Here is a 24,511-nt window from a genome sequence, read left to right as displayed (position 1 = left end):
CTCAACTTGCGAGGTGTTACGCCACCCGCGCCAACAACGCCTCCGGCACTTCCACCTGATCCACGTCAATCACGCCCGTCATCAAACGCGGCAACAAAATCTCCCGCGCTTCGCGCAATAACTCGTTCTGTTTTTTCAAGTTAAAAATGGTTACAAAAGCAGGCTTAACTTTCTCTTCAAAGAGTTCGATGAGTTCAGAAACAGGTGATATTATTTTCATGGCATACGCAGCATTTCTATTTAATCCCGGCACGGCAGCATCATTATTAATAAACTCCACACCTTTGAGTGCGAAATAAGCGAAGTAAAGCGATTCCTTGGATTCAATGTAGTAAGTTGTATCCATCGGAAAAAAAGGCTCTTGACTCCAAAATACTGAGCCAACATTACCTTTTCTGCCAACAATAATACCGGGAACATCAACCAAACTTGTATCATGGTAGCCAAAAATACCAGCAGAACTGTAAATAGGTACGTTGCCTTCTCTTTTCTCATGGCTTCTTAAGCCTTTGCCATAATGAAAGATCATCATATTGCCTAATGGTATCTTTGCCCACCCCTCTGGCAATCCCGTTGCCTTATTCCACTGCGCGGTTTCATGCCCCGGAAACTTCATCCGCACAAACCATTCTTCGTAGGTGATTTGCGCCACTTCTTCCAAGAGCTTGATACGTTGCAGGTTATTTTCGATAAGATCGTCGTAAGCCGAAAGAATCGCTGCGATTTTTTGCTGTGTTTGCAGCGGTGGTAAATAGAACAGAAAAGCATTAATTGTTGAAAGAGTTATACTGGCTTGGTTAGCTGCACCTTGCGCACAACCGATAACATGCGACTTAAATGATTCATCTTTTAATCTATAATAAAGAAATACTTTATTAATCAATGGAGATGGAATTAGTTTAACAGCATTTTGATTAAGTAATGCGCCATCTAAGTTCTTCGGAACTCTGACAACTTTTCCAACGATTGATGCCGGATTATACTGCCAAGAACCAACTGTTTGAATTAAAATATCACCAGTTTTTAGTTGATATTTTAAATTTTTCTCCGCCACCTCATATGAAACATAAACAATGGCTTGCTTACCAACTGAGTTACTTGTGAAATCAGAGACCCTTATTAAGGGAAATCCATTTTCAGCGTAATCCTTGCTCTTAAAAGCATTTCCCTTCAATGTACTTATTACACTGCCTAGATTTATTTCCGAATGACTTTCAATCATAAATCTATACCTTGGATAAATGACATAAGGCTATTTGCCTGTTGATTCAAATTTGAGAGTTCAGCGTGAATTTCGGTGATGCGTTTCTGATAATCAAAAGCTTCATTAACATCAACGCTGTAGCCGACATACCGCCCCGGCGTGAGGCTGTAATCATTCGCGGCGACTTCCGCCAAATCGACGATTTTGCACAAGCCCTCCACATCCCGATACACACCATCCGGGAAATAGTCTTCCAACGCCTGCCAATCCTTCACCGCTTGTTTCAAGCTCGCCAGCTCTTCGCTGTTTTTCTCAAAATAGCCCTTGATCAAAACGGACAACGCTTTTAACTGCTTGCCTTGCGCATCCAGTTGCTTCTTCAACGCCTTGTTGTCATCGGTGTTTTGCGCGGATTTTTCCAACGCAGCAAACGCTTTACGCGCCTGTTCCCACTGCGCTTGATAGCCTTCCAACAAGCCACTCAACACCGCAACAGGCTGTTCAAACACACCACACAAAGTACGACTACTCGCCAACGTCAGCGCTTCATCAACAATAATTTCAGCCTGCAACTCAGCAATATCCCACTCCAAACTTTCCCCTAGGGGGGACTCTTCTTTCAACACCGCCAAACACGCCCGCCGCAACCCTTCAGCCTCTGCCAATAACGTCGTTGCCACATCCGCGATATTGGCTTCATGTTGTGCGGCTGCCTCACGAATCGCGTCCGCTTTACCACGATACGCTTCCATCATCGCGCTGAAGTTAACCAACTGCCCCGGCGAATAATCGTTAATGGTATTCGTCACCACACGGAAGGTATTCCGCGCATCAATCATCAGAATACGTTGCTTATTCTCCGCCCGTTTGCCCTTATCCAAAAACCACACATGGCACGGCAACGAGCGCGTGTAGAAAAAGTTATTCCCCACCGACACAATGCAATCCACCGCCTGCGTTTCGATCAAGGCTTGGCGAATCAGCTTCTCGCTATTGCCCGCATCGGTAGCCGAACTCGCCATCACAAAACCGGCACGCCCTTTAGCATTCAAATAGTGGTAGAAATACTGAATCCACAAGTAGTTAGCGTTATCAGCGTTAGGAATGCCAAGGCGTGGCACCGGCTTTTTCTTTTTATCCGTCTCCTCATCCGCGCTTTCAATCTCGACCTTACCGAATAAACGCGGGTCGTTTTTCACATAGGGGCGGTCTTTATCGACCTTTTTCACATTGAACGGTGGATTCGCCATCACGAAATCGCATTGCCCCACCAGATTATGCGGGTCAGCGTAAAAGCTGTTGTTCTCGGCAATCTTGCCTTCCAGCCCATGAATCGCAAGGTTCATTTTCGCCAAACGCACGTTGTTGGATTTTAATTCCGTGCCATAACATTTAATCGCGGCATTAACAGATTTCACCCCCCGATTTTCCTCCAAGAAATGCCCGGTCTGCACGAACATCCCGCCCGAACCACATGCCGGGTCATGGATCACCCCATGATCGGGTTGGATCAAGTTCACAATCAATTGCACCAAAGCGGGAGGCGTGAAGAACTCGCCGCCTTCCTGCGCCCCCGCGCCATCCATCGAAAACTTCATCAGGAAAAATTCGTAAATGCGCCCGAACACATCGCCGGTCAGCCCCTTCACCGCATCCTGATTAAACACGCGGATCAGTTCCCGCAGCAGGGTTTCACTCTGCCCTTTTTCGCCCAGCTCGTGGTAATTCTTCGGCAACACGCCATTCAGATTTGGGTATTCCGCTTCGATCAGCGTCATGGCGGTGTTCACCGCTTGGCTGATGGATTCATCTTCTGGCAACGCTGCGAGGTGGTCATAACGCGCTTGTGGCGGAATGAGCATCGCACCTTCACTCAAGAATTGATCTTTGGTAGGTTCTTTGCGAGTACGACCAGGTGCAACTGGCGGTAAATTGGCTTCGATGCGTGCCTTGGCTTGCTCAAAACGGTTTTGCGCATAACGCAACAAAATCAAACCTAATAACGGGTCTTTGTACTCCGCAGCGGTGAGTTTGGAGTTGGCGCGTAAGGAGTTGGCGCTATCCCACAATTGCGTTTCGAGGGCTTTGATTTGCTTTTGGTTCAAGGGGTCGCTTCCAGTCGATGAGGGAGGGGGGATTATAGCGGTGATTGTGACCGCAAAGCATTTAACCTACACCTACGCCGCTGGAAATAACCCCGGCATCCAGCGTGAAGCGAGTTTCGCCGGGAAAGCCAACGCCAGCGGCGCACGCGAAGTCGGCGAAGTAATCACCCCCTGTTCACTCAGCACCGCCACAATACGCCGCGCTTGCCGCTCCCCCGTATCCAAAATGGTGGGGATTTCACTGCGCGGCAAACTGCCCCGATACAATAACGCCTCCATGATCCGCTCGGTTTTGCTGGGCAAGCGGTTGAGGCGCATTTCATCTTCAACCCAATGCAAGATGCGGCTACGCAATTGCTCCGGTTGCACGAGGCTTTGCATAAAAGTGATTTGATCCAAACAGGTTTCGAGGAAAAACCGTGTGAATGTTGCCAAGGCTTCCTCACTCAAATAACCGCGTCCATCCAAGGCATTGCGCCGTGGTAAATCACAATTTGCTAAGTGCATTTTGTAGATCTGCTCCTGACGCGCCAACCCTCGCGCAACCGACCAAATACTGCCACTATCGAGCGTTTCCATGAGCATGGCATGGGACATCAACCGTGCTACACGCCCATTACCATCCAAAAATGGGTGAATCCACAATAAACGATGATGCGCTGCCGCAAATGTGCGCTTTGGCTTCTAGCTGAAGGTTGCGCTTTTCAGGATTTAGGCTGTAATCATTGTGCAAAGCCCGCTCAATATCGACCGGATGGGTGTGATGCCCTTCAATCAAATTGCTGTAATAGCAATTCATCGACCGTACCAAATCAGCTAATGCGGCATGAATCACTTTCGGTAAACTGCTACGAAAGCTGGCGGCTTGCATCGCCAATTCCAAAGCCAAATCAGACAGTGCGGCGCGATGCCGCGAGCTTTCCGACAGCCGTAGCGGCTCCATGAGTGTGGGAATTTCCTCCCTGTCTTGTACTATTGTCATGTCCGCTTAAATGTCCGCTTTGATTTTCTCTCAACTTAAGGCAAAGAATCATAAAAAACAATAGAATAAGCGAAAAATGGCGCACGAATAGAGAACAAAATGTCCGCTTTTAACGCCGCTTTCACACCCCACCAAAAAACACTTCCACGCTATTCTTCCACACCTGCGGCAACAACGTTTCCAACGGCACACCTTTCACCGCCGCCACCTGCTCGGCAATAAACGGCAAATACTTCGGCTCATTCTTATGCCCACGATAAGGAATCGGCGTTAAATACGGTGCATCGGTTTCAAACAGGATTTTGTCGATAGGCGTGATGCGAATAATTTCGCGTACATTTTCCGCCGCCTTAAACGTGCTAATGCCGTTAAAGCCCAGACAAAAACCTTCGCCAAGGCAGTATTCCGCCAGCGCCTGCCCAGAGGTAAAGCTGTGAATCACCCCGCGCTTCGGCATTTGCCCCACGAAATTGCGCAAAATCGCTTCCATATCCGCATCCGACTCACGGGTATGCACCACGATGGGCAATTCCAAATCAATCGCAATCTGTAACTGCCGCTCAAACGCCTCACGCTGTTTGGCGCGGTCGGAATAGTCGTAGTGGTAATCCAGCCCGATTTCGCCAATCGCCAGAATCTTGGCGTGCAAGGCATTGGCACGAATCTGCGCATCCACCGCATCGCTGTAATCGTTGGCATCGTGCGGGTGAATCCCCTGCGTACCCCACACCTGTGGGTAATGCTGCGCCAGCGTCATCACCTTTTCCAGATTATCGGGGGAAACCGCAATGGTAATGATGCGCTCGACATTGACCTCGCGGGCAGCTTGCAAGGCTGCATCCAGTGCGTCGCCTTCCAGATAATCCAGATGGCAATGGGTTTCGATGATGGGGTGAGCAAACACCGGAATTTCACGTTTCTTCGACATTAAATAATCCCTTGTGCCAACATCGCGTCGGCTACTTTCACAAAACCGGCAATATTCGCCCCCACCACGTAATTGCCCGCTTGCCCGTAAGCCGCTGCCGTCTCGAAGCAAGTTCGATGAATATTGACCATAATGCCGTGCAATTTAGCGTCGACTTCTTCCCGCGTCCAGCCCATGCGTAATGCATTCTGGCTCATCTCCAAGCCAGAGGTAGCAACCCCGCCCGCATTCGCCGCCTTACTCGGTGCTAACAACGTATGCGCAGCCTGAAACAGTGCAAATGCAGCAGGGGTACAAGGCATATTTGCCCCTTCGCAAACCAGCGTACAGCCATTTGCCAGCAAAGTTTGTGCATCCGTACCGTCAATCTCATTCTGGGTGGCACTGGGGAATGCGCAATCGCACGGAATCCCCCACGGGCGTTTTCCCGCCAAATATTCCGCGTTGAACACTTGCGCATATTCACTAATGCGCCCGCGCCGCACATTTTTCAGCGCCATAACCCATGCCAGCTTTTCGGCATCAATCCCCGCTGGGTCGTAAATCGTGCCGCCGGAATCAGACAGCGTAACCACTTTTGCACCCAACTGGTTAAGTTTTTCCACGGTGTATTGCGCGACATTGCCCGCACCGGATACCGCGCAGACTTTGCCCGCCAAACCTTGTTGGCGGGTCTTGAGCATTTCCTCGGCGAAATACACGGCCCCGTAGCCCGTGGCTTCAGGGCGAAGCAACGAACCACCCCAGCCTACCCCTTTGCCCGTCAACACCCCCGTAAAGTCATTGCGGATGCGGCGGTATTGCCCAAACAAAAAGCCAATTTCACGCGCCCCCACGCCAATATCACCCGCTGGCACATCGGTATCCGCACCAATATGCCGCTGCAATTCGGTCATGAACGACTGGCAAAAACGCATCACTTCCGCATCCGATTTGCCTTTCGGGTCAAAATCCGCCCCACCTTTCCCACCGCCCAATGGCAACGTCGTTAGCGCATTTTTGAAGACTTGTTCAAATCCCAAAAACTTCAAAATGCTAGCATTCACGCTAGGGTGAAAGCGCAAGCCGCCTTTGTACACGCCAATCGCGCTATTGAATTGAATGCGAAAACCGCGATTTACCTGCACCTGCCCCGCATCATCCACCCACGGCACGCGGAACATCATTTGGCGTTCTGGCTCGACCATGCGCTCTAAAATTCGTGCCTCGCGCAACTCAGGGCGACGTTCCAAAACAGGGGCTAACGATGCCAAGACTTCTTGTACCGCTTGCTGGAACTCTGGTTCACCCGCATTGCGGCGTTGCACCGTCGCGATCACCTCGTGAATACTGCTCATGCTGCTATGCCTCTTCTGCTTGTTTACACATCACCCGCACCTCGAAATCGAGCGTCACTGTCAGCGCGTCTAATTGCTGGCAATGCGCTTGTTTTGCGGCACTCGCCGACCAGTAATACGGGGTCATGTGCAGCAATGCCGCGACACTCGCCTGATTCGGCAACGTCACCGCATCATTCACGCGCACTGGCTCACGTTCAAGCATCCCCACCATCGGTGGTAAATCTTCCACGCTGTGCGGTTTGGGGTCGTCATAAATCAGCGTGCGCAACTCAAACAAATGCTGCGCGGCAGGGTATGCCCACACATACAACCCGCCCGGTTTCAACACCCGCACAATCTCCGCTTCAGACGCAGGCGCAAACACGCGCACCAACACATCCACCGACGCGTCCGCCAGCGGCAGCTCAAAGCTGGACGCGACCGCAAACGGCATAGCAGGGTATTGTTTCGCCGCCAACCGCATCGCGGAACGCGAAATATCCGTTCCGCAATACTGCACATTCTCACCCAAGACTTGCGCGAGTTGGTTGAGGTAATAGCCTTCGCCACAACCCGCATCCAACAGCGTTAACGGCTGGCGGGTATCGGGAAAATAGGTGCGAATGGTATGTGCCAACGCGCTGGCAAGCGGGGCGTAAAATCCCTGTTGCAGAAAATAGCGGCGGCTGTCCAACATGGCTTTATTATCGCCGGGGTCGGCAGAATGTTTGCGATTAACTGGCAACAGGTTCACGTAGCCTTCTTTGGCTTGGTCGAAACTGTGGCGATTGGAACAAGTGAATTGACGCGCAACGGCGTGGAGAGGTTGCTGGCAGAGTGGGCAGCGCCAAGGGGTTGTATTCATGCAAGCATCGGTATCGCAGCTAAAACCGCAATATACCGATGCTCGCCTTAAAACTCACGCATTACGCCGCTTTGCGACCGTAACGCACCGCGTGTTTGATTTCGCTGCGAGCCAAGCCCATATCGCTCAGATCACGGTCGCTTAACGCTTCCAATTCACGGATAGCACGGCGAATTTCAAACTCAGAGACGTTCTTGACATCATCGGTATTCGCAGCGGGACTGTTGGCGTGAAACAAATCGTTCACAATATTGATAATACTTTTCATGGTGTTTGCCTCATTCATCGTTATGTAATGAGGCAAGGTTAGCCGCAATGCTGCATTGCAACAAGCGAGATTTTCTCGCGTCGCAGGTTAGCTTTGCTTACCTAACACACCTTATCCTGATTAACGCGTTCATCACTGGGCGGCAACTGTAAAAAGAAACCGTTAGTCGTAATAACGCGCTGTAACTCACTAGCCTCGACCTTGAGCACCAACTTGCGTTCAGCACTCAAATCGAAATCGAACGAAAATTCCGGTGTACCAAAGATAGTCATCAGCACGTCCGGGACAGGCGCAAAATTATCTTTTTCGGGTAACAATAAAAACGAGCCGGGTTTGCGGCGACTACGGTATACATAGCATTGCATAAGATTATTCCTTGCCCTTTTCGTGCATCATGAGGAAAGCTTCACGGATCTCGGATAATTTGATCGTGCGCGTGACCGCCCCACCTTCCATACGCTCTTCCAAACCAATTTCATTGGCAGTGGCGGTCATGAGCTTGCCTTCGCGGCGATGCCCGTCTTTTTGCACAATGCGCACATACTGCTCAGCATTATCAGCCAATTTACTGACGGCAATGCTATTGAAAACGACGTGATACAACGCACTGCTCGGCAATGCTTTCGCACCGACTAACAATTCCGCTGGGTTAGGCGCAGCAGGTTGAGCAGAAGCAACCACAGGTGTTACCGGTGCTGTGGCAGTTACCGCCCCAGCGGGTGTCGTTCGCGCAGCAGGTGGAATCTCAATCGTGTGTGTTACACCCATCGGCTGTGCCGCGTCCGCTGGTTGCCGCGCTGTTGGCTCTGTTGACGGCGCAGAGGCAGTAATAGGAATGCCCATCGCTTGCGCATGGCGATAAACATGCTGATTAGCACCCGCAAACCATGCTACCGCTGCCAATAACACGCCGATAAAGCTAGTAATAACCCAACCGCCGACCCGATGCCACATCGCAGGTAAGGTCAGCAGATTAACCCCCGGTATTAACGCCACCAAACCCGTGACCGGATGACGCTGGAAACAAATCCCCGCCATTACCAACCACCCCAATAAAAATAACACCGCGCCCAATAACAGCACGCCTAACAATACGTATTCCATGACTTTCCTATCCGCCCCACATTAATCTTCGAGGTAAGTATAACCGATTAAACCTGCTTCTATTTCACGCAATAGCATTTTTTGTCGCTCAGGATTCTCCACGGCGGCAGCCAGTTTGCGGCGGCATTGTGCCAGCAAATCTTTCGGCTCGAAATGCACGTAGCGCAATAACTCATCAATGGTGTCACCGCGTTCCGGCTCGGACAGCTTGTAGCTACCATCCGGCAACAATTCCACATTGATCGAATCGGTGTCACCAAACAAGTTATGCAAATCGCCGAGGATTTCCTGATACGCCCCTACCATGAAAATACCCAGCAAATACGGCTGCCCTTTTTGCAGCGAATGCAGCGCTAAAGTCGTTTCTAAGCGCCCGCTTTCCACGTAATTCGACACTGTACCGTCGGAATCGCAGGTTAAATCTTGCAGCGTGACACGCCGATCAGGATTTTCCTGCAAACGGTGTAGCGGCATGATCGGGAAAATCTGTTCGATTGCCCATGCATCCGGCATTGACTGGAATAGTGAAAAATTGCAGAAATATTTATCGGCAAGTTTTTCCTGCAAACTGGTTTGAATTTCCGGCTCTAAGGCTTCAAACAGTTCAGGCTGGCTGAGCAGTTTACGGCAAATGGCGCGGTGGAATTCTTCCGCACGCGCCCGTTGGTTGAGGTCGATTGAACCGTGCGCGTACATGCCGTGGGCATCATCCAACCAATACGCCGCATCGTGGTAGATTTCCGAGGGCGGCAAGCGCTTGCGGTTGTGGTACAGGCGGAACAGATTGTGCAAGATCATCGGATCAGCATCATCGGGTTCGCGCAATTCCGGCACAGTTTCCGGCTGTTCGGGGTCGGTGTCGATGACGTTGGTAATTAATACCGCGTGATGCGCCGTCAACCCGCGCCCCGATTCGGAGATGAAATCGGGGAATGGCAGTTCGTATTCTTCGCACACATCCTGCACGCTGCGCACAATGGTATTCGCGTATTCCTGCAAGCTGTAATTGATTGAGCATTCGTTGCGCGAGCGTGAGCCGTCGTAATCCACGCCCAAACCGCCGCCCACATCGACCACACGAATGTTTGCACCCAAGCGATGCAGTTCCGCGAAATAACGGCTGGCTTCGCGCATCCCACGTTGGATGTCTTGGATATTGGCAATCTGCGACCCCATGTGGAAGTGCAGTAATTGCAAGCAATCGAGTTTGCCCGCCGCTTGCAAGTATTCGATCATGTGCAAGGCTTGCGCGGCGGATAGACCGAATTTGGATTTTTCGCCGCCCGTGTTTTGCCACTTGCCTTTGCCGAGGGTGTACAAACGCGTGCGAATGCCGAGTAACGGCTCGATACCCAGTTTGGCGGCTTCTTCGAGGGTTTCCGGCAATTCAGACGGCTTTTCGATGACGATGAAAATGCGATGCCCCATTTGCCGCCCGATCAAGGCGAGGCGCAGGTATTCGCGGTCTTTGTAGCCGTTGCAAATAATGGTGCTACCGGTGGGGGCTGAACCGAGGACTGCCATGAGTTCGGGTTTACTGCCTGCTTCCAAACCGACTTGTGCGCCGCCGCCCTTGAGGATTTCTTGGACGACACTGCGTTGCTGATTGACTTTGATGGGGTAAATCGCGGTGTATTGGCTGCTTTGCCCGCAATCGGCAATCGCTTGGTTGAAAGCACCTTGTAAGCGTTGCACCCGATCATGCAATACATTGACGAAGCGTACTAACAGTGGGAAACGCATTCCGTCTTCGTTGTGGACGCGCATGGCGAGGGCATGTAAATCAACTTGTTGCGCAGGATTGCCGGGGACACACATGGCAACATTGCCAGCGTTATTGATGTCGAAATAGCCATCACCCCAATGCTGGATGCTATACAGACGGCGGGCGGCTTCAATGTTCCAAGTGTTGTGGGTATACATGGTATTCCTGCTGGCGTGGATGGCACGGTTTCAAGGTGTGCAGGATACTAGAAAAGTTGCCCAAATAAATACCCCCGCTTTCGGAACGGGGGTTAGAGGAGTCGAAGCATGGTCAGGCAATTTATTGTTATTGATATTTAAGCCTGCTCTCTGCCTCTTGGGGCTTGCTGATAAATGCTTTATGTTGTTGCGCTTGTTCTGACTGAGAGACATATTGCAATGGGTGTGCCAACGTTGACAGCCAGAACTAAATTATTAATAAACTTAATATTTATTGTTTTCAGCAGACAAGACTGACAGACATTGGCATAGCAATGCTGTCAGAAAACGACAGGGATAACGGCAGAGAGTGACAGAACTGACAAGCAAACTTAATGCTTATGCAAGCGTTCAATCATTTTTTCGATTAAGGACGCTAACAAGTTGCGTGAATCGCCACCGTATTTTTGTTGAGAATCCAAAGTACGCTGTAAAGGACGCACTGGCTCAAACGTAGTGGTCAGCTTGTAGGGTTCACTGGTTTCTCCCGCCGTTTGCATCGCTAGTGCCAGCTCATTCACATGCAGGACAAAATCAGCGGGAAGGTGGCAACGCCGCTTGTTTTCTATAGCCTCCGCAAGTTCAGCAACGCCTCTGAAAAAATCCATCGATACCAGTTCTCGCTTACTCAACATTTTTACGAGTAAGCCCAACATCCCACGCTCTTTATTTTTAAATTCTCGAATACGATCGGGATATTGCGAAAGGGGTTTAGTCACCAGTTTTTGTTGCTTACCGCCTACGCCAAACACCCACTTCAGCCAATTACTGCCGCGCACACTGCGCAATTTACGGGCATTCAGGCTCAACTGAGAAAATCGCTCAAGATAAACTGGCGCGGCGTAGTGCCAACACTCATTGGCAGTTAACACACCTTCATCGCCGACCATTTGAATGCGGTGATCATAAGTACCCACGATACTGCATGTCAGGCGTGCCACCACACCGGATGCGAATACGATACAGGCAATAGCGAGATCAGGGGTATTGGCTGGATTCAGAGGTAGATCGGTTTTATCGGGAACAACACAGGAAGAAAAACTGCTGATGCTCTGCGCTGGCCCGAAAATCGAGCAAAGCCAAGTAAGGTAATACCCAGAATGTTCCAGTGTGCAACCTGTTTCATACTCGTTCAAATAAGGCCAACGAATGCCACGGGCATTCTTCCAACCTTCGGGGTGCATCCGGTAAATGGGGTTGTCATCGAGTTCGGCATACACAATACGCGGCTTACCAATCGCGCCGTCCTCTACTGCTTTCCACAGGGTTTGCGCTGTTTCACTCAACACGCTGCAAGGTGCGCCCGATACCATCAGCCCTTTTTCTTCCGCCAATGCAAGCACTTCCCTTGCCTCATCCAGATTCATGCCCAGTGGCTTTTCACAATACAGGTGCTTACCCGCATTCAGCGCCATCATATTCACGCGATGATGATTTTTAGGTTCGGTAAGATTGACAACAATCTGTACCGCTGGATCAGCCATTAGCGCTTCGGTAGAGTCGTACACGCTGGTTTTGTAGTAATTAGCCAGAATATCGGCACGCTCGCGCTGCAAATCGGCAACACCCAACAGGGTTAAATTAGCGTGATAATGCAGTGTCTCCATATAGGGGTCTGCTACGTAACCGCAACCAACGATGGCAATGTTCACCTGTATCTCTCCCGCTTAAGTTAAAAATGGAAGGCGCTACTGAGCAAGCAAACGATCAACGACTTCCATCACTGCAACACTGTCTGCCAGCGGCATGATGGCACTTTCAAGCTTGCCACTCTGCACACACTGGCGGACTTCTTCAGCTTGGTAGTGATAGGCGTTACCTGCATAAAGCGCATTCACTTTTTTGCCTGCTTTTGCCATTAACAGTGGCAATAAATGCTGATGAATTTGGTGCAATGCACCCGATTCCCTGATGTGATCCTTGTTACTGGGTGCTTGTACAGGTGTACGGACACTGGCGCGTGAAGCAAAAACCCTCAAGCGGGAAGGACGATAAATCGGGGCATCCAACTCAATGCGGGCTTTGCTTCCCGAAACACTCAGGTTATTGGGCAGGTCAGCAATAAGGCTTACACTGAACTGCGCCGTGGTTTTACCTTGCCAGCCGAGGGTAATGGCGGCCTGCTCATCTACCCCACCCTCTACACAGCGAAGTACACCACTCACGTAATCCGGTTTGCCCAATAAATAGATTGCTAGCGACAAGAGGTAAACACCACGATCCAACAAGGCACCGCCGCCCATGCTTTTATTAAATAAATGATTGGATTCTGAATGCACTTCCTGTATGCCAAAACTGCCATTGAGTAGGTGTATTTCACCCAACTCACCTGCATCCACCCTGTTTTTGAGCTGTTGAACAGCCGGGTTAAAACGTGTCCACATCGCTTCCATGCAAAAAACACCGTTTGCCTGCGCCGCTGCACGAATCGCTTGCGCTTCGGCTGCATTCATCGCAAAGGGTTTTTCAAGCAGCACGGCTTTCGAGGCTGCAATACACATGAGCGCATGTAGCTTATGTACGTTGGGGGGTGTGGCGATGTAAATCGCATCGACGTTTGTAAGCCCGACAATTTCTGCATAACTGCCACACACGGCATCCACCTTTAAGCCTGCTGCAAACGCTTTAGCTTTCTCTTGAGACCGAGAAGCGACCGCCACTACCTCGTGATTACCCAGCACTTTAAGACCCAAGGCAAACTTGCTCGCAACAAAACCTGTGCCAAAAATTCCCCACCGAAACCTGTCCACCTGTATTCACCCTTATAGATAAGCATTGTTAATCAGTGAGTTGCCACACATCATAACGTAAACTTCACACTGACTCACCACAATTCCAGTGTAGTCTGCTTTCACCTTTAACGATAAAAGCGATCACATCGAACTTGATAAAAGTCATCACAGGGTGGGATTTGTTGGTTTTTTGGAAGCTGAAAAATAAATACCCCCGCTATTGAGCCGGGGGTTAGAGGAGTCGAAGCATGGTCAGGCAATTTATTGTTATTGATAGTTAAGCCTGCTCTCTGCCTCTTGGGGCTTGCTGATAAATGCTTTATGTTGTTTCGCTGTTCTGACTGAGAGAACTATTGCAACCCCTGTGCCAACGCACACCACAAAAACAAGCCATTGATAAATAGGCAATTACAAGTTTTACTCTAGCCACTATTAGCTTGGTATCCTAGCAATGCTGTCAGAAAACGACAGGTATCACGTCAGTGGGTGACAAACCTGCCAGTGTGACGCGCTTTCGGTATATGATTGGCACACAATATTTCTGATTTTGACAAGGAGCAAGCCATGATCCGCTTCACCAGCCCTGCTGCCGCCAGCGTTTCCATGTTTGAAAAGGATGCGAAAACCTTCATCCGCCTGATGGGACATAGCGGCACAATTCCCAGCGCCATCCGCGCTGAAGACGTTGCCACCGCCCTGCAACACCTCGAAGCCGCCCTAAAAGCCGAAGCTGCCCAAACAGAAGCCCCCAACAAAACCGCCGTGGATGATGCCGAAGACAAAGCCGTTAGCCCCAATGTTCGCGCCTACCCGCTGTTGCAATTGCTCAAAGCCGCCATCGCCAAACAAAAGAATGTGATGTGGGAACAAGACAGCGCATTTTTCTAAAACCATTCATCCGTTTTTTTTATACGACAAAGTACCTGATCAGCGGATAAAACTCAGTTATCCATAGCTGGCAATCTTTCTTTACAACATCTTCTTATCCTATGTGCATGACAACTTCTCCACAAGGATGATAACCATGCTAAAGAAGATTCTACCCAGCCTACTTTTGTCCTGTATCGCGTCTGGTACGGTGGCGGCAACGTCACCCACGCCGACACAGGCGCTGCAAACCACCGATCAGATCATTGTCAAACTAAAACCCACCACCACCAGCAATACGCGCCGCGCGGTACAAGCAGCCGTGGATTCCGTTGGCATGGGCATTCATTCCACCTACAAACGCAGCATGGCTAACGGGGCGCATATTATCCAACTGCCCGCTCCAATGACTTTACAAGAAGCCAGCGATTACGCCACGATTCTGCGGGCTGACCCCACGGTGGAATACGCCGAACCCGACCAATTAATGTTTCTGGATGCGGATCTCATCCCCAACGACACCGCGTTTGATCGACAATGGCAATACGCCTCCCCCACCTTGTTTCCCGGTTCAGCCAACTTGCCGAGCGCGTGGGGCGAAACCACGGGTGCAGCCAATGTCGTTGTCGCCGTCGTCGATACGGGCGTGCTCAATCACCGTGACCTTGCCCCGCGTTTGACCGGCGGCACAACCACACTCGCGGGTTATGATTTCATCAGCAATGCCCTCAATGGCAATGACGGTGACGGGCGTGACAACGACCCGTCTGACACAGGCGATTGGGTTAGCAGTACAGACACTGCCACCAGTCAATTCAGCAATTGCAGTTTGCGTAACAGCTCCTGGCACGGCACGCATGTCGCGGGCACGATTGGCGCAATCAGCAACAATGCCATCGGTGTCACCGGCGTTGATTGGAATGCGCGGTTGCTAGTTGCCCGCACGATGGGCAAATGCGGCGGTTATTTATCGGATATTAGCGATGCCATCCGTTGGGCGGCAGGCGAAACCGTGAACGGTGTCACTAACCCCACCCCCGCACACATTATCAACCTCAGTTTAGGCGGCACGGGCGCATGTGGGTTCACGTATCAAGATGCCATTAATGCCGCCACCGCACGCGGCACAACCGTCGTCAGCGCGGCAGGCAATACCAATACCAATGTCAGCAATCACCGCCCCGCCAACTGCCAAAACGTCGTCGCCGTAACCGCGCTGACGCAAACCGGCAGCAAAGCCGACTTTGCTAACAGCGGCGCACTGGTGGATATTGCTGCCCCCGGTGTCAGCATCTATTCCACATTGGATGGCGGCAAAACCACGCCCCTCAACGACAATGCCTACGCCAGTTACAGCGGCAGCAGCATGGCAGCACCGCACGTTTCCGGCGTATTGGCGTTAATGTTAGCCGCCAACGAACATTTAACCGATGGCAGCATCCCCGCCGCCACCCGCCCTAGCCTGCTAGAACAAAAACTCAAAGCCGCTGCACGCACTTTCCCCACCGGCACAACCAGCGACTGCACCAGCGTTACTTGTGGTACGGGGGCGTTGGATGCTTACCGTGCCATCATGGCGGTAAAAACCCCTCCCGTTGCTAACGCGGGCAGCAATCAAAGCGTGCAAATCGGCGCGGGTGTCACCCTGCAAGGCACTGGCACAGACAACACCCCCGGCGGCGCAATTACGCAATACCGTTGGGAACAAACGACCGGAACACCCGTTACCCTGTCCGACCGCAGCGTAGCTAACCCTACCTTCGTTGCACCTGCGACCGCCGAAACGCTCGCTTTCCGCCTAACTGTGACCAACAACGTCGGCTTAAGCAGTAGCAGCTACAGCAATGTTACCGTTGCACCGATCCCTCCCACTACGACTTGCGACCCTAACAGCCTGACACTGGGCAGCAATACCACTGGGCATTGGAGCAGCGATTGCGCCTCCACACATCGCAGCGTGAATCACCGCGCCCGCTATTACACCTTCACCTTGGATAGCGCCGCGACCATCACCGCCAACCTAACCTCCACCCAGCAAGACGCTTACCTGTATTTGCTGCAAGGCAATGGCAAAACGGGCACAGTCTTGAGCGCTAATGACGACCGTAGCGGCTCGACCGATTCGCAAATCGTGTATGCACTACCCGCAGGCACTTACACACTGGAAGCCACCACCTATTACGCCAGCCGTGACGGTGATTTCAGCATTAGTATCACGCAACAAGTCGCACCACCCAGCAGCAGTAGCTGTACCCTGAACGCACTCACCGCAGGGCAAAGCAGCAGCGGACAATGGAACAATGCGTGTACTTCCACGCATCGAGGTGATGCTTATTACGCCAACTATTACACCTTCACCTTAGCAGCGGCGGCAGAAGTCAGTATCGCGTTGGAGTCCAGCCAACAAGACACCTATTTGTTCTTGCTGGAAGGCGCGGACAAACAAGGCAATATGCTAACGTTCAACGACGACAGCAACGGTGAAACCCACTCACGCATCGTGCGCAAACTCGCCGCCGGAACATATACCCTCGAAGCCACCACGTACCAAACCGCACGCACCGGGGCGTTTTCCATCAAAGTTGACGTGCAGGCTGACACCTCCGCCTGCGCCCCACAAAGCCTAACGCTAGGCAACAGTGTCACGGGGCAATGGGCAAGCACTTGTGTTTCCACGCATCGCGGCAACGGCTACTACGCGGCTTACTACACCTTTACGCTGCCAGCACCTGCCGATGTCACCCTAAATCTGGATGCCAGTACGCAAGATACTTACCTGTATTTGCTGACAGGCAACGACAAACAAGGGGCGGTGATTACCAGCAATGACGACAGTAATGGCACGAGCAATTCGCAGATTACCCGCAGCCTCGCGGCAGGCACGTATACACTGGAAGCTACCACGTATTTGGCGGGGCGTACTGGGGCGTTTAGTGTGCAGGGGCGTTAACGGGAAACCCGCTATAATGCCCTCGCAAAAATCATTGTGGATGATTGCGTGTATGTGGATAAAACCGCTTATGTCCGTCAACTGCTAACAAACGGGAATTATTATTTCCTTTCACGTCCGCGTCGCTTTGGTAAATCGTTACTGGTGGACACCTTGCATCAATTGTTTGCGGGTAATGAGGCATTGTTTCGCGGGTTAAGCCACCCCGGCATCCTCATTAGATCAAAAAACAGAGACACCACAGTGAAACCAGAACAAAACCCAGAAAGCACGGCGGATTATGCCAGCCGTGAACAGGAACTATTGGCTTATTTGCGGGAGGCTGAACGTGCCGCCTCTGCTGGCGAGATTGGCGATATGTTGAAAATACAGGCAAGGTTACACAGCATCCTGATGGGGATCATCGGCAACCAAACTCAGCAGGCATTCCGGGTTCATTACCGCGTCAGGAATCTATGATACCTGCGAAACCATGACAGAACTCAACCTTTCTATAAATACCGACAATTGGTATGTGTTTTTTTCTTGTACAAATGTTACCTTCCTGATACTTGCATCATACAATCGCGAAGGGAGTAATACATGAAACCACACCTCTGGCTATACGCCTCCATACCTCTATTATTGGCAGCGCAGGCAAGCCATGCCGCTAACTACTACGTTGCCACCACAGGCAACGACACCAACGCTGGTACGGAAGCCGCTCCGTTCAAAACCATCCAGAAAGCCGCCAACATTGTCAATGCAGGCGATACCGTCTACATCCGGGGCGGCACTTACAACGGTCTGGTGCTGGTCACTAAATCCGGTACAGCAGGCAATCCCATTACCTTTACCAACTATGCAGGTGAAACCCCTGTATTGGATGCAACTGGCAAGACCTCCGCAGACTATTGGAATGGGGTATTTACCATCCGGGGTACGGCAACCAGCAAGACTAGCCATGTCCGAGTTAGCGGTCTGAAAATCCAAAACAACACAGCCAACAATGGTTTTGGTATTTCCTGTTATTACTGCGCCGATAGTGAAATCCGCAACAACAAGACTTACAACACCCGCATCTCCGGGATCGTGGTGGGTTATGGCGACCGCGTGGTGGTTGATGGCAACGATATTGAAAAAGCCAACAACACTGGCGAACAAGAAAACCTCTCCATCTTGCGGGAAAGCAGTTTCGTGACCGTCACCAACAACGTGGTGCATGACAACGGCAATGATTCTGGCGGCGGCGAAGGCATCGACATCAAGCAGGGTTCACACGACGTGCTGGTGCAAGGCAACACCGTTTACAACAACACCAAAGTGGGGATTTATGTAGAGTCATGGGACAAGCTAACCTACAACATCGTGGTTGACCGCAACAAGATTTATAGCATCGGCAAAAGTGGTGTGGCTCTAGGTTCTGAGTGTGGCGGCCCTTTGCGTAATGTCACCATCAGTAACAACCTGATCTACAACAACACCCGCCACGGGGTGAACGTCGGCATTTGGGGGGATTTGTTTGGCCAATGTGGCAGCCCTGCCCCAACACCCGGCAATATCAACGGGGTGAAAATCGTCAACAACACTATCGTGGGCAATGGGCAGAATGGTATCAACTATACCCGTGATGCAGGACTCCCCGTCCATCCTGAATTCGGCAATATCTACATTGCCAACAACCTGATTCACGACAACGGGCATAAAACCCTGAACTTCCCAGGTTGCCCAATCTCCCACAACGCTCATGCCGAAGTTGTGTCCCACTACACGATTGAAAACAACCTGCTGAATGGCACATCTGGCAAGCCACGTTGTGACTGGGGTAGTGAAATGCTGGGGACAAATCCCTTGCTGGCAGCCCCGCAACTTGTCAGTGCCACGGATTTCCACCTGACAGCCAGCTCCCCCGCCATTGATGCAGGCACAGCCAACCATGCACCTGACCATGATTACGATGGTTTGGTACGCCCGATGAATGGGTTATGGGACTTGGGGGCTTATGAGTTCTCTGGTCAACCACCTGCATTGAACATCAACACGACCAGCCTGCCACAAGGAACTGTTGGCACAAGTTATTCCGTACAGGCGAACGCCAGCGGTGGTTCTGCCCCATACACTTGGCATGTTGCAGGGGGTGTTTTACCCAACGGCTTGAGCTTGAGCGCCACAGGACTTATCAACGGTACGCCCAGTGTTGCAGGTACAACCAACCTTACCTTGGGTGTAACCGATGCCAATGGCGCACTGGATACCCAAGCCCTCAATCTGGTCATCAATGCCGCCCTGCCACCATCACTGCCTGACATCACCACCACCAGCCTAACAGCAGGGACAGTAAAAACCGCCTACAACGCAACCTTGGGCGCCAGCAATGGTACATCCCCGTATAAATGGTCAATCAGCAGTGGCAAGTTGCCGACGGGTTTGAAACTCAGTACGGCGGGAGTGATTAGCGGCACACCCTCTGCTGCTGGTACATTCGGCTTCAGCATCAAGGTGACGGACAGTAAAAGTTTGTCGGATACCCAAGCCCTCAATCTGGTCATCAATGCCGCCCTGCCACCATCACTGCCTGACATCACCACCACCAGCCTAACAGCAGGGACAGTAAAAACCGCCTACAACGCAACCTTGGGCGCCAGCAATGGTACATCCCCGTATAAGTGGTCAATCAGCAGTGGCAAGTTGCCGACGGGTTTGAAACTCAGTACGGCGGGAGTGATTAGCGGCACACCCTCTGCTGCTGGTACATTCGGCTTCAGCATCAAGGTGACGGATAGTAAAAGCTTGTCCGATACCCAAGCATTCAGTCTGGTGATCAATGCTGCCCCACCACCACCCACAGGCAATGCAGACATAGCACTGACAACCTTCAAGGCGACCGCTGCCAGCGTTACTAAAGGGAGTTCAGCCGGATTCAATTTTGTGCTGAAAAACAATGGTAACGATGTGGCGAAAAATGCTCGCTTCGTATTGCCGATGCCAGCCAATACCACTTGGGTATCCGGTGGTGCGGCGGAGTGCGTGCCTTCTGCTACGGAAGTGGTGTGCAGTTTTGGTGATTTGGCAAAAAGTGAATCCCGCAACCGTTACATTTACCTACGTCCTGCGGTAGCTGGTAGCTTTACCGTGACCGGCAAAACAACATCAGACACTGGTGACAGCACCCCCAGCAATAACAGCAAAACCGTTACCTTGACCGTGAAATAACAAGTCTAGTTCTCTTAAGAGAAATTAAGGGGAACATTACGTTCCCCTTAATTTTGAGTCCGAAGTACTACAAGGCAACAAGCCGCCATTATAGACGGATTTTACAGCATCCTTGCAAATCAACGGCAATATATGAATAAATACGGATAAATTTATGAATATGGACACCCACCATGCAAGCCATCAAGCCGGAAATCCTCCCCGAAATCCTCATCCTCATCGGTGAAATCGACGAGTTCAAAGGCGGTTGGCGTGCCTACCAGAACCTAGCCCCGGAACGCCTAGAAGCCCTGCGCCGCGTGGCAACGGTGGAAAGTGTTGACCTCCTCCACCCGTATCGAAGGCGTGAAACTGACTGACCGTGAAGTGGAAAAACTGCTGCAAAATCTGGGGCAACGCCAGTTCAGCACCCGCGATGAACAAGAAGTGGTAGGCTACGCCGAGGTCATGCAACTGCTGTTTGAGTCGTATACCAGCATTCCCCTGACCGAAAACCACATCAAACAGCTTCACACCCTGCTGCTGAAATACAGCGACAAGGACGAACGCCACCGGGGAGCTTACAAAATCCTCTCCAACAGCGTGGCGGCTTTCAGTGCGGACGGTAAGGAAATTGGCATTATTTTTGAGACTTCCAGCCCGTTTGAAACCCCGCTGCAAATGCAAGAACTGGTGGAGTGGACAAACCAAGCCCTGCTTGACCGTTTCCTGCATCCGTTGGTGGTGGTGGCGGTGTTTGTGGTGCGCTTTCTGGCAATCCACCCCTTCCAAGACGGTAACGGCAGATTGTCACGCACCCTCACCAGCCTGCTGCTGTTGAAAGCGGGCTATGTGTATGTGCCTTACAGCTCCTTGGAAAGCGTGGTGGAAGCCAACAAGGAAGGCTATTACTTGGCACTGCGCCGCACCCAATCCACCCTGAAAAGTGATGCGCCAGAATGGGGGCATTGGTTGCTGTTTTTCCTTCGCGCCATGAAAAAGCAGAAAGATAACCTGCTGAAAAAAGTCGAGCGTGAACGCCACTTCTTGCAAGCCCTGCCTCAGCTCTCGGCAGACATTTTGGAGCTGGCACGGGAAAACGGTAGGATCACCACCGGAGAAATCTTGCTGGCTACTCAAGCCAACCGCCCCACTATCAGGAAAAGGCTGGAGGAATTGGTACGTAGTGGGTTGCTGCAACAGAACGGGGTTGGCAAAGGTACATGGTATTCTCTGCCATCTTGAACGCCAAAAGTCGCACCAGTGGTGAGACAAATGCACCCGCAGATCGCAATACTCATATACTCATATAAGTGCATGAGTATGTTGGTTAGTGCCACTCTGCCCCACCAAAACAAAACCCCAACGTTTCCGCAGGGGCGGATATGTCGTTGGTACGGGCGTGGTACAACGGCTATAACTGGCTGGGAGAGAGTGTTTATAACCCATTTGATGTGCTGCTGTTTATTTCTAAAGGTAAAAATTCCTGCCGTATTGGTTTGAAACTGCCACACCGTCATTCTTGGTGGATATTCTGCGCAAACGCCCGTTCCATCTACCCGACCTTGAAGCCGTGCGTATGGATTATAAAGCCTTGGGTGATTTTGATGTAGAGCGACTGCATTTGGAAACGCTGTTGTTTCAAACAGGTTACTTGACCATCAAGAAAGAGAGCGTGCCATTTATGGGGGGCTTACCGGAATACACCTTGAGCTACCCGAATAACGAAGTGCGTTATAGCTTGATGAGTTATTTGCTGAAAAATTATTTGACAGATGATCGGCAAGAACGCGGCTCAGTTTACGATGCGTTGCTGATGAATGATTTTGTGGCGTTGGAACGGCTATTCCGCACCTTGTTTGACGGTATCGCGCATCAGAACCACACCAAAGACACCCTAGCGGAATACGAGGGCTATTACGCTGCCTGATGGGCAAAAGCAGGTGTATATCTTTGAATTTAAAATGGTGAAGGGTGCGGAAGGTGATGGCAGTGCGCTACGGCAGATTAAGGAAAAAGATTATGCCGCGCCGTATCGGGATGGGCAGCAGCGCATCTTTTTGATCGGGATGGAGTTTAGTGTCGAGGTGCGGAATTTTGTGAGGTGGGAGTGGGAAGAAATTACACTTTAACTAAATAGCATCGCTCAAGCCATTGCCACCAAGCATCAAATTTTGGCGAACCGCCAATTGCTGCGATGAAATCCTCAAACGTACAACTCAATACTCATGTTCGCTCTTCGACCTGCAATAAAAACACCATCACGGCGAATGAAATATTCAATATAGATATCTGGCTTGGCATGAAGAAACGCCATCATACATACCACTATTTCTCATCATCGCCACAAACGCTGACCTGCGGCAATTTTGGCAAGCACGTATTGTTGGAAGTCAGGTGAGCCATACGCAATAGCTTGCTGTTCGCGTTGAATTTTGCCATTGATGACTTCTTGCTCTAAATACACCAAGGGGCGCTGGTGCTGTTCGGCAAAGTGTTTGATCCAGTTCAAGGCACGGGGTGGGATACGTTTACCGACGGGAATCGCAACATCAACGGGCATCCCCTGCCAGTGGAACTTATTGAATAACACCATGACTTTGGCTTCATGCGGCTTCATCCAATCGGGTAGCGGGCTGTTGGGAATGACCCAGCCGCAGTTAAAATTGTCGCACGGGTCTATAGGGCGATTGGCGTAGTCGTTGCAACCTTTACCCGTGCTGTGGGGGCATGGGCAACCGGGGTAGACATCCGTACCCTTGATATTCATTTGCACCCAGCCGTCGCAACACGCGGTACAGGGCTGGCATTGACGTACTGTTTTGTTCATAAAGCCTCAACGAGAAAAGGCTTCCGAAGAAGCCTTTTCTTTAAACTGTCAACTAAAATCCAGAAGGATATTAGAATTGAGTTACTAAACCAACCGCTGTAGCAGTAGTCTTAGCTGTACCGTTCAGTACACGAGCATCGTTTTCGTTTTCGCTCCACAGAACATAAGCAGATGTTTTCTTACCCAGAGAGTAATCAACGCCCACGTTTGTCATGGTTTCTTCACCGCCAGTGTCACGGTCGCCAGAGCCGTAGCCAGCTTTCAGTGTTGCAGCGCCAGTTTTGAAGCCACCAGCAACATAGATGTTGGTGTCAGTAGCATTAGCAGGCGGTAAGCCAAGTGTTGGAACACCAGCACCAGCAGTAGCATCACCTTCAACGGTTTCGTATACGACGTTAGCGAAATGACCCGCTTCGTGCTTATAGCCAACACCGAGATTGATGTCAGTAGCAAGACTATCAATAGTGGTATAACCCAAGCCAGCATACACAGGACCGTTGCTGTAGTTAGCCATTGCCGTATTAGCAGCAGTAGTGCTAGATGCTGTAGCATCATTGGTGGTAGGAGCTGTTGAATGAGCAACAGCCAAACCAACTGGGCCCGCTTTAGTGATATAAGCAACGGCGTTGTTTACACGATGATTGTCAGCAGCAACAATCTTTTCCATTGCGCCGTAAGTGTCACCAAAAGCATCTAAGCCAGAAGTAGCCAGTTTAGCGGGGGTATCATGCTTACCAACGCGAACCTCACCGAAACCACCTTTCAAACCAACGAATTGGTTACGAGTAGTCAGGTTATTGGCACTGTTGTCACCATCCAGTTCCAAATTGAATTCTGTACCGTAAGTTGCGCTCAAACCGTTATCCAGTTCAGTAGAACCTTTAACGCCTAAACGTGAGCTGTGGCTTTCTACAACTGTATCAGAAGTAGTGCCGCTATCAACCGTGCCAACGGAAGCGTGCAGGTTGCCGTACAGAGTGGTATCAGCCATTGCCGCAGCAGGTGCGATCAGTGCAGTAGCAACTGCGATTACGAGTAATTTTTTCATGAGTCGACTCCTATTAAGAAGGTTTGTCCTGTCTTTAAAATTTAATTTCGATTTGTTCAATCTGACGGGAGTATTTATACATCCCTTGCCAGCGTCTTGCAACAGCTTTTTTGCAAATACGCTACAAAGTTTACTGCATATGTTGTAGAAATGCTACAGGGGTTGCTGGGCAAAAC

22 protein-coding genes and 1 pseudogene are annotated in these 24,511 nt (G+C 50.9%); 8 read left to right on the top strand and 15 right to left on the bottom strand.

The features are described 5' to 3' along the window. Positions 1 to 16: 16 nt before the first annotated feature. The 13 genes from J1836_RS14935 to J1836_RS14875 form a co-directional block, all read right to left on the bottom strand. Positions 17 to 1,222, bottom strand: a complete 1,206-nt coding sequence (locus J1836_RS14935) for a restriction endonuclease subunit S (protein WP_207251945.1) — start codon at positions 1,220 to 1,222, stop codon at positions 17 to 19. Next, positions 1,219 to 3,309, bottom strand: a complete 2,091-nt coding sequence (locus J1836_RS14930) for a type I restriction-modification system subunit M (RefSeq protein ID WP_207251944.1) — start codon at positions 3,307 to 3,309, stop codon at positions 1,219 to 1,221. The genes J1836_RS14935 and J1836_RS14930 overlap by 4 nt, the downstream gene beginning before the upstream one ends. 72 nt (positions 3,310 to 3,381) lie before the next feature. Continuing rightward, the gene (locus J1836_RS14925) at positions 3,382 to 3,936 is read right to left on the bottom strand and encodes a Fic family protein (protein ID WP_372447691.1); all 555 of its coding nucleotides are present in this window, start codon (positions 3,934 to 3,936) and stop codon (positions 3,382 to 3,384) included. After that, positions 3,926 to 4,291, bottom strand: coding sequence for a Fic family protein (locus J1836_RS14920; protein ID WP_207251942.1), 366 nt, complete (start codon positions 4,289 to 4,291; stop codon positions 3,926 to 3,928). The genes J1836_RS14925 and J1836_RS14920 overlap by 11 nt, the downstream gene beginning before the upstream one ends. Positions 4,292 to 4,412: 121 nt before the next feature. After that, positions 4,413 to 5,219 carry a TatD family hydrolase gene (locus tag J1836_RS14915; RefSeq protein ID WP_207251941.1) on the bottom strand — a complete coding sequence of 269 codons (807 nt, stop codon included), beginning with the start codon at positions 5,217 to 5,219 and terminating at the stop codon, positions 4,413 to 4,415. Then, on the bottom strand, positions 5,219 to 6,556 hold the full coding sequence (gene gdhA, locus J1836_RS14910; RefSeq protein WP_207251940.1) for an NADP-specific glutamate dehydrogenase: 1,338 nt from the start codon (positions 6,554 to 6,556) through the stop codon (positions 5,219 to 5,221). The genes J1836_RS14915 and gdhA overlap by 1 nt, the downstream gene beginning before the upstream one ends. A 4-nt stretch (positions 6,557 to 6,560) precedes the next feature. Next, complete coding sequence (locus J1836_RS14905; RefSeq protein WP_207251939.1) at positions 6,561 to 7,403, bottom strand: putative RNA methyltransferase; 843 nt, start codon at positions 7,401 to 7,403, stop codon at positions 6,561 to 6,563. A 61-nt stretch (positions 7,404 to 7,464) separates the two neighbouring features. Further along, entirely contained in the window at positions 7,465 to 7,671 is a 207-nt protein-coding gene (locus tag J1836_RS14900) for a DUF1127 domain-containing protein (protein ID WP_207251938.1), read from the bottom strand. 101 nt (positions 7,672 to 7,772) lie between these two features. Then, positions 7,773 to 8,036, bottom strand: a complete 264-nt coding sequence (locus J1836_RS14895) for a YcgL domain-containing protein (protein WP_207251937.1) — start codon at positions 8,034 to 8,036, stop codon at positions 7,773 to 7,775. A gap of 4 nt (positions 8,037 to 8,040) precedes the next feature. Beyond that, the gene (locus tag J1836_RS14890; RefSeq protein ID WP_207251936.1) at positions 8,041 to 8,775 is read right to left on the bottom strand and encodes a RodZ family helix-turn-helix domain-containing protein; all 735 of its coding nucleotides are present in this window, start codon (positions 8,773 to 8,775) and stop codon (positions 8,041 to 8,043) included. A 21-nt stretch (positions 8,776 to 8,796) separates the two neighbouring features. Next, on the bottom strand, positions 8,797 to 10,698 hold the full coding sequence (speA, locus tag J1836_RS14885; RefSeq protein WP_207251935.1) for a biosynthetic arginine decarboxylase: 1,902 nt from the start codon (positions 10,696 to 10,698) through the stop codon (positions 8,797 to 8,799). A gap of 371 nt (positions 10,699 to 11,069) precedes the next feature. Further along, positions 11,070 to 12,389 carry a Gfo/Idh/MocA family protein gene (locus tag J1836_RS14880; RefSeq protein WP_207251934.1) on the bottom strand — a complete coding sequence of 440 codons (1,320 nt, stop codon included), beginning with the start codon at positions 12,387 to 12,389 and terminating at the stop codon, positions 11,070 to 11,072. A gap of 36 nt (positions 12,390 to 12,425) precedes the next feature. Beyond that, positions 12,426 to 13,487 (bottom strand): Gfo/Idh/MocA family protein, encoded by a 1,062-nt coding sequence (locus J1836_RS14875; RefSeq protein WP_207251933.1) that lies wholly within the window; start codon positions 13,485 to 13,487, stop codon positions 12,426 to 12,428. Between the two features lie 546 nt (positions 13,488 to 14,033). Between J1836_RS14875 and J1836_RS14870 the strand changes: the two genes are divergently transcribed. The 8 genes and pseudogenes from J1836_RS14870 (at position 14,034) to J1836_RS21600 (ending at position 22,589) form a co-directional block, all read left to right on the top strand. Further along, on the top strand, positions 14,034 to 14,357 hold the full coding sequence (locus J1836_RS14870) for a DUF1840 domain-containing protein (protein WP_207251932.1): 324 nt from the start codon (positions 14,034 to 14,036) through the stop codon (positions 14,355 to 14,357). Positions 14,358 to 14,493: 136 nt separating this feature from the next. Further along, positions 14,494 to 17,286, top strand: coding sequence for a S8 family peptidase (locus J1836_RS14865; protein WP_207251931.1), 2,793 nt, complete (start codon positions 14,494 to 14,496; stop codon positions 17,284 to 17,286). Between the two features lie 30 nt (positions 17,287 to 17,316). Continuing rightward, positions 17,317 to 17,493 (top strand): annotated as a pseudogene (locus tag J1836_RS14860) (AAA family ATPase); the annotation flags it as partial. Between the two features lie 375 nt (positions 17,494 to 17,868). Continuing rightward, positions 17,869 to 20,478 (top strand): putative Ig domain-containing protein, encoded by a 2,610-nt coding sequence (locus tag J1836_RS14855; protein WP_207251930.1) that lies wholly within the window; start codon positions 17,869 to 17,871, stop codon positions 20,476 to 20,478. Positions 20,479 to 20,651: 173 nt separating this feature from the next. Beyond that, positions 20,652 to 20,837, top strand: a complete 186-nt coding sequence (locus J1836_RS14850; RefSeq protein ID WP_207251929.1) for a hypothetical protein — start codon at positions 20,652 to 20,654, stop codon at positions 20,835 to 20,837. After that, on the top strand, positions 20,797 to 21,702 hold the full coding sequence (locus tag J1836_RS14845) for a Fic family protein (protein ID WP_207251928.1): 906 nt from the start codon (positions 20,797 to 20,799) through the stop codon (positions 21,700 to 21,702). The genes J1836_RS14850 and J1836_RS14845 overlap by 41 nt, the downstream gene beginning before the upstream one ends. Positions 21,703 to 21,979: 277 nt before the next feature. Beyond that, positions 21,980 to 22,387, top strand: coding sequence for a hypothetical protein (locus tag J1836_RS21605; RefSeq protein WP_242632979.1), 408 nt, complete (start codon positions 21,980 to 21,982; stop codon positions 22,385 to 22,387). Between the two features lie 13 nt (positions 22,388 to 22,400). After that, the gene (locus J1836_RS21600; RefSeq protein WP_242632865.1) at positions 22,401 to 22,589 is read left to right on the top strand and encodes a PD-(D/E)XK nuclease domain-containing protein; all 189 of its coding nucleotides are present in this window, start codon (positions 22,401 to 22,403) and stop codon (positions 22,587 to 22,589) included. A 206-nt stretch (positions 22,590 to 22,795) separates the two neighbouring features. Here the strand turns inward: J1836_RS21600 and J1836_RS14835 are convergent, their stop codons facing one another. Next, positions 22,796 to 23,287: a hypothetical protein gene (locus J1836_RS14835; RefSeq protein ID WP_207251927.1), complete on the bottom strand. Its 492-nt coding sequence runs from the start codon at positions 23,285 to 23,287 to the stop codon at positions 22,796 to 22,798. Positions 23,288 to 23,357: 70 nt separating this feature from the next. After that, positions 23,358 to 24,335 carry a porin gene (locus J1836_RS14830; protein ID WP_207251926.1) on the bottom strand — a complete coding sequence of 326 codons (978 nt, stop codon included), beginning with the start codon at positions 24,333 to 24,335 and terminating at the stop codon, positions 23,358 to 23,360. Positions 24,336 to 24,511: the final 176 nt, after the last annotated feature.

Origin of the sequence: Thiothrix fructosivorans (genome assembly GCF_017349355.1) — a bacterium.
GTDB classification, from domain to species: domain Bacteria; phylum Pseudomonadota; class Gammaproteobacteria; order Thiotrichales; family Thiotrichaceae; genus Thiothrix; species Thiothrix fructosivorans.
This window is presented reverse-complemented; position numbering and strand designations above follow the sequence as displayed.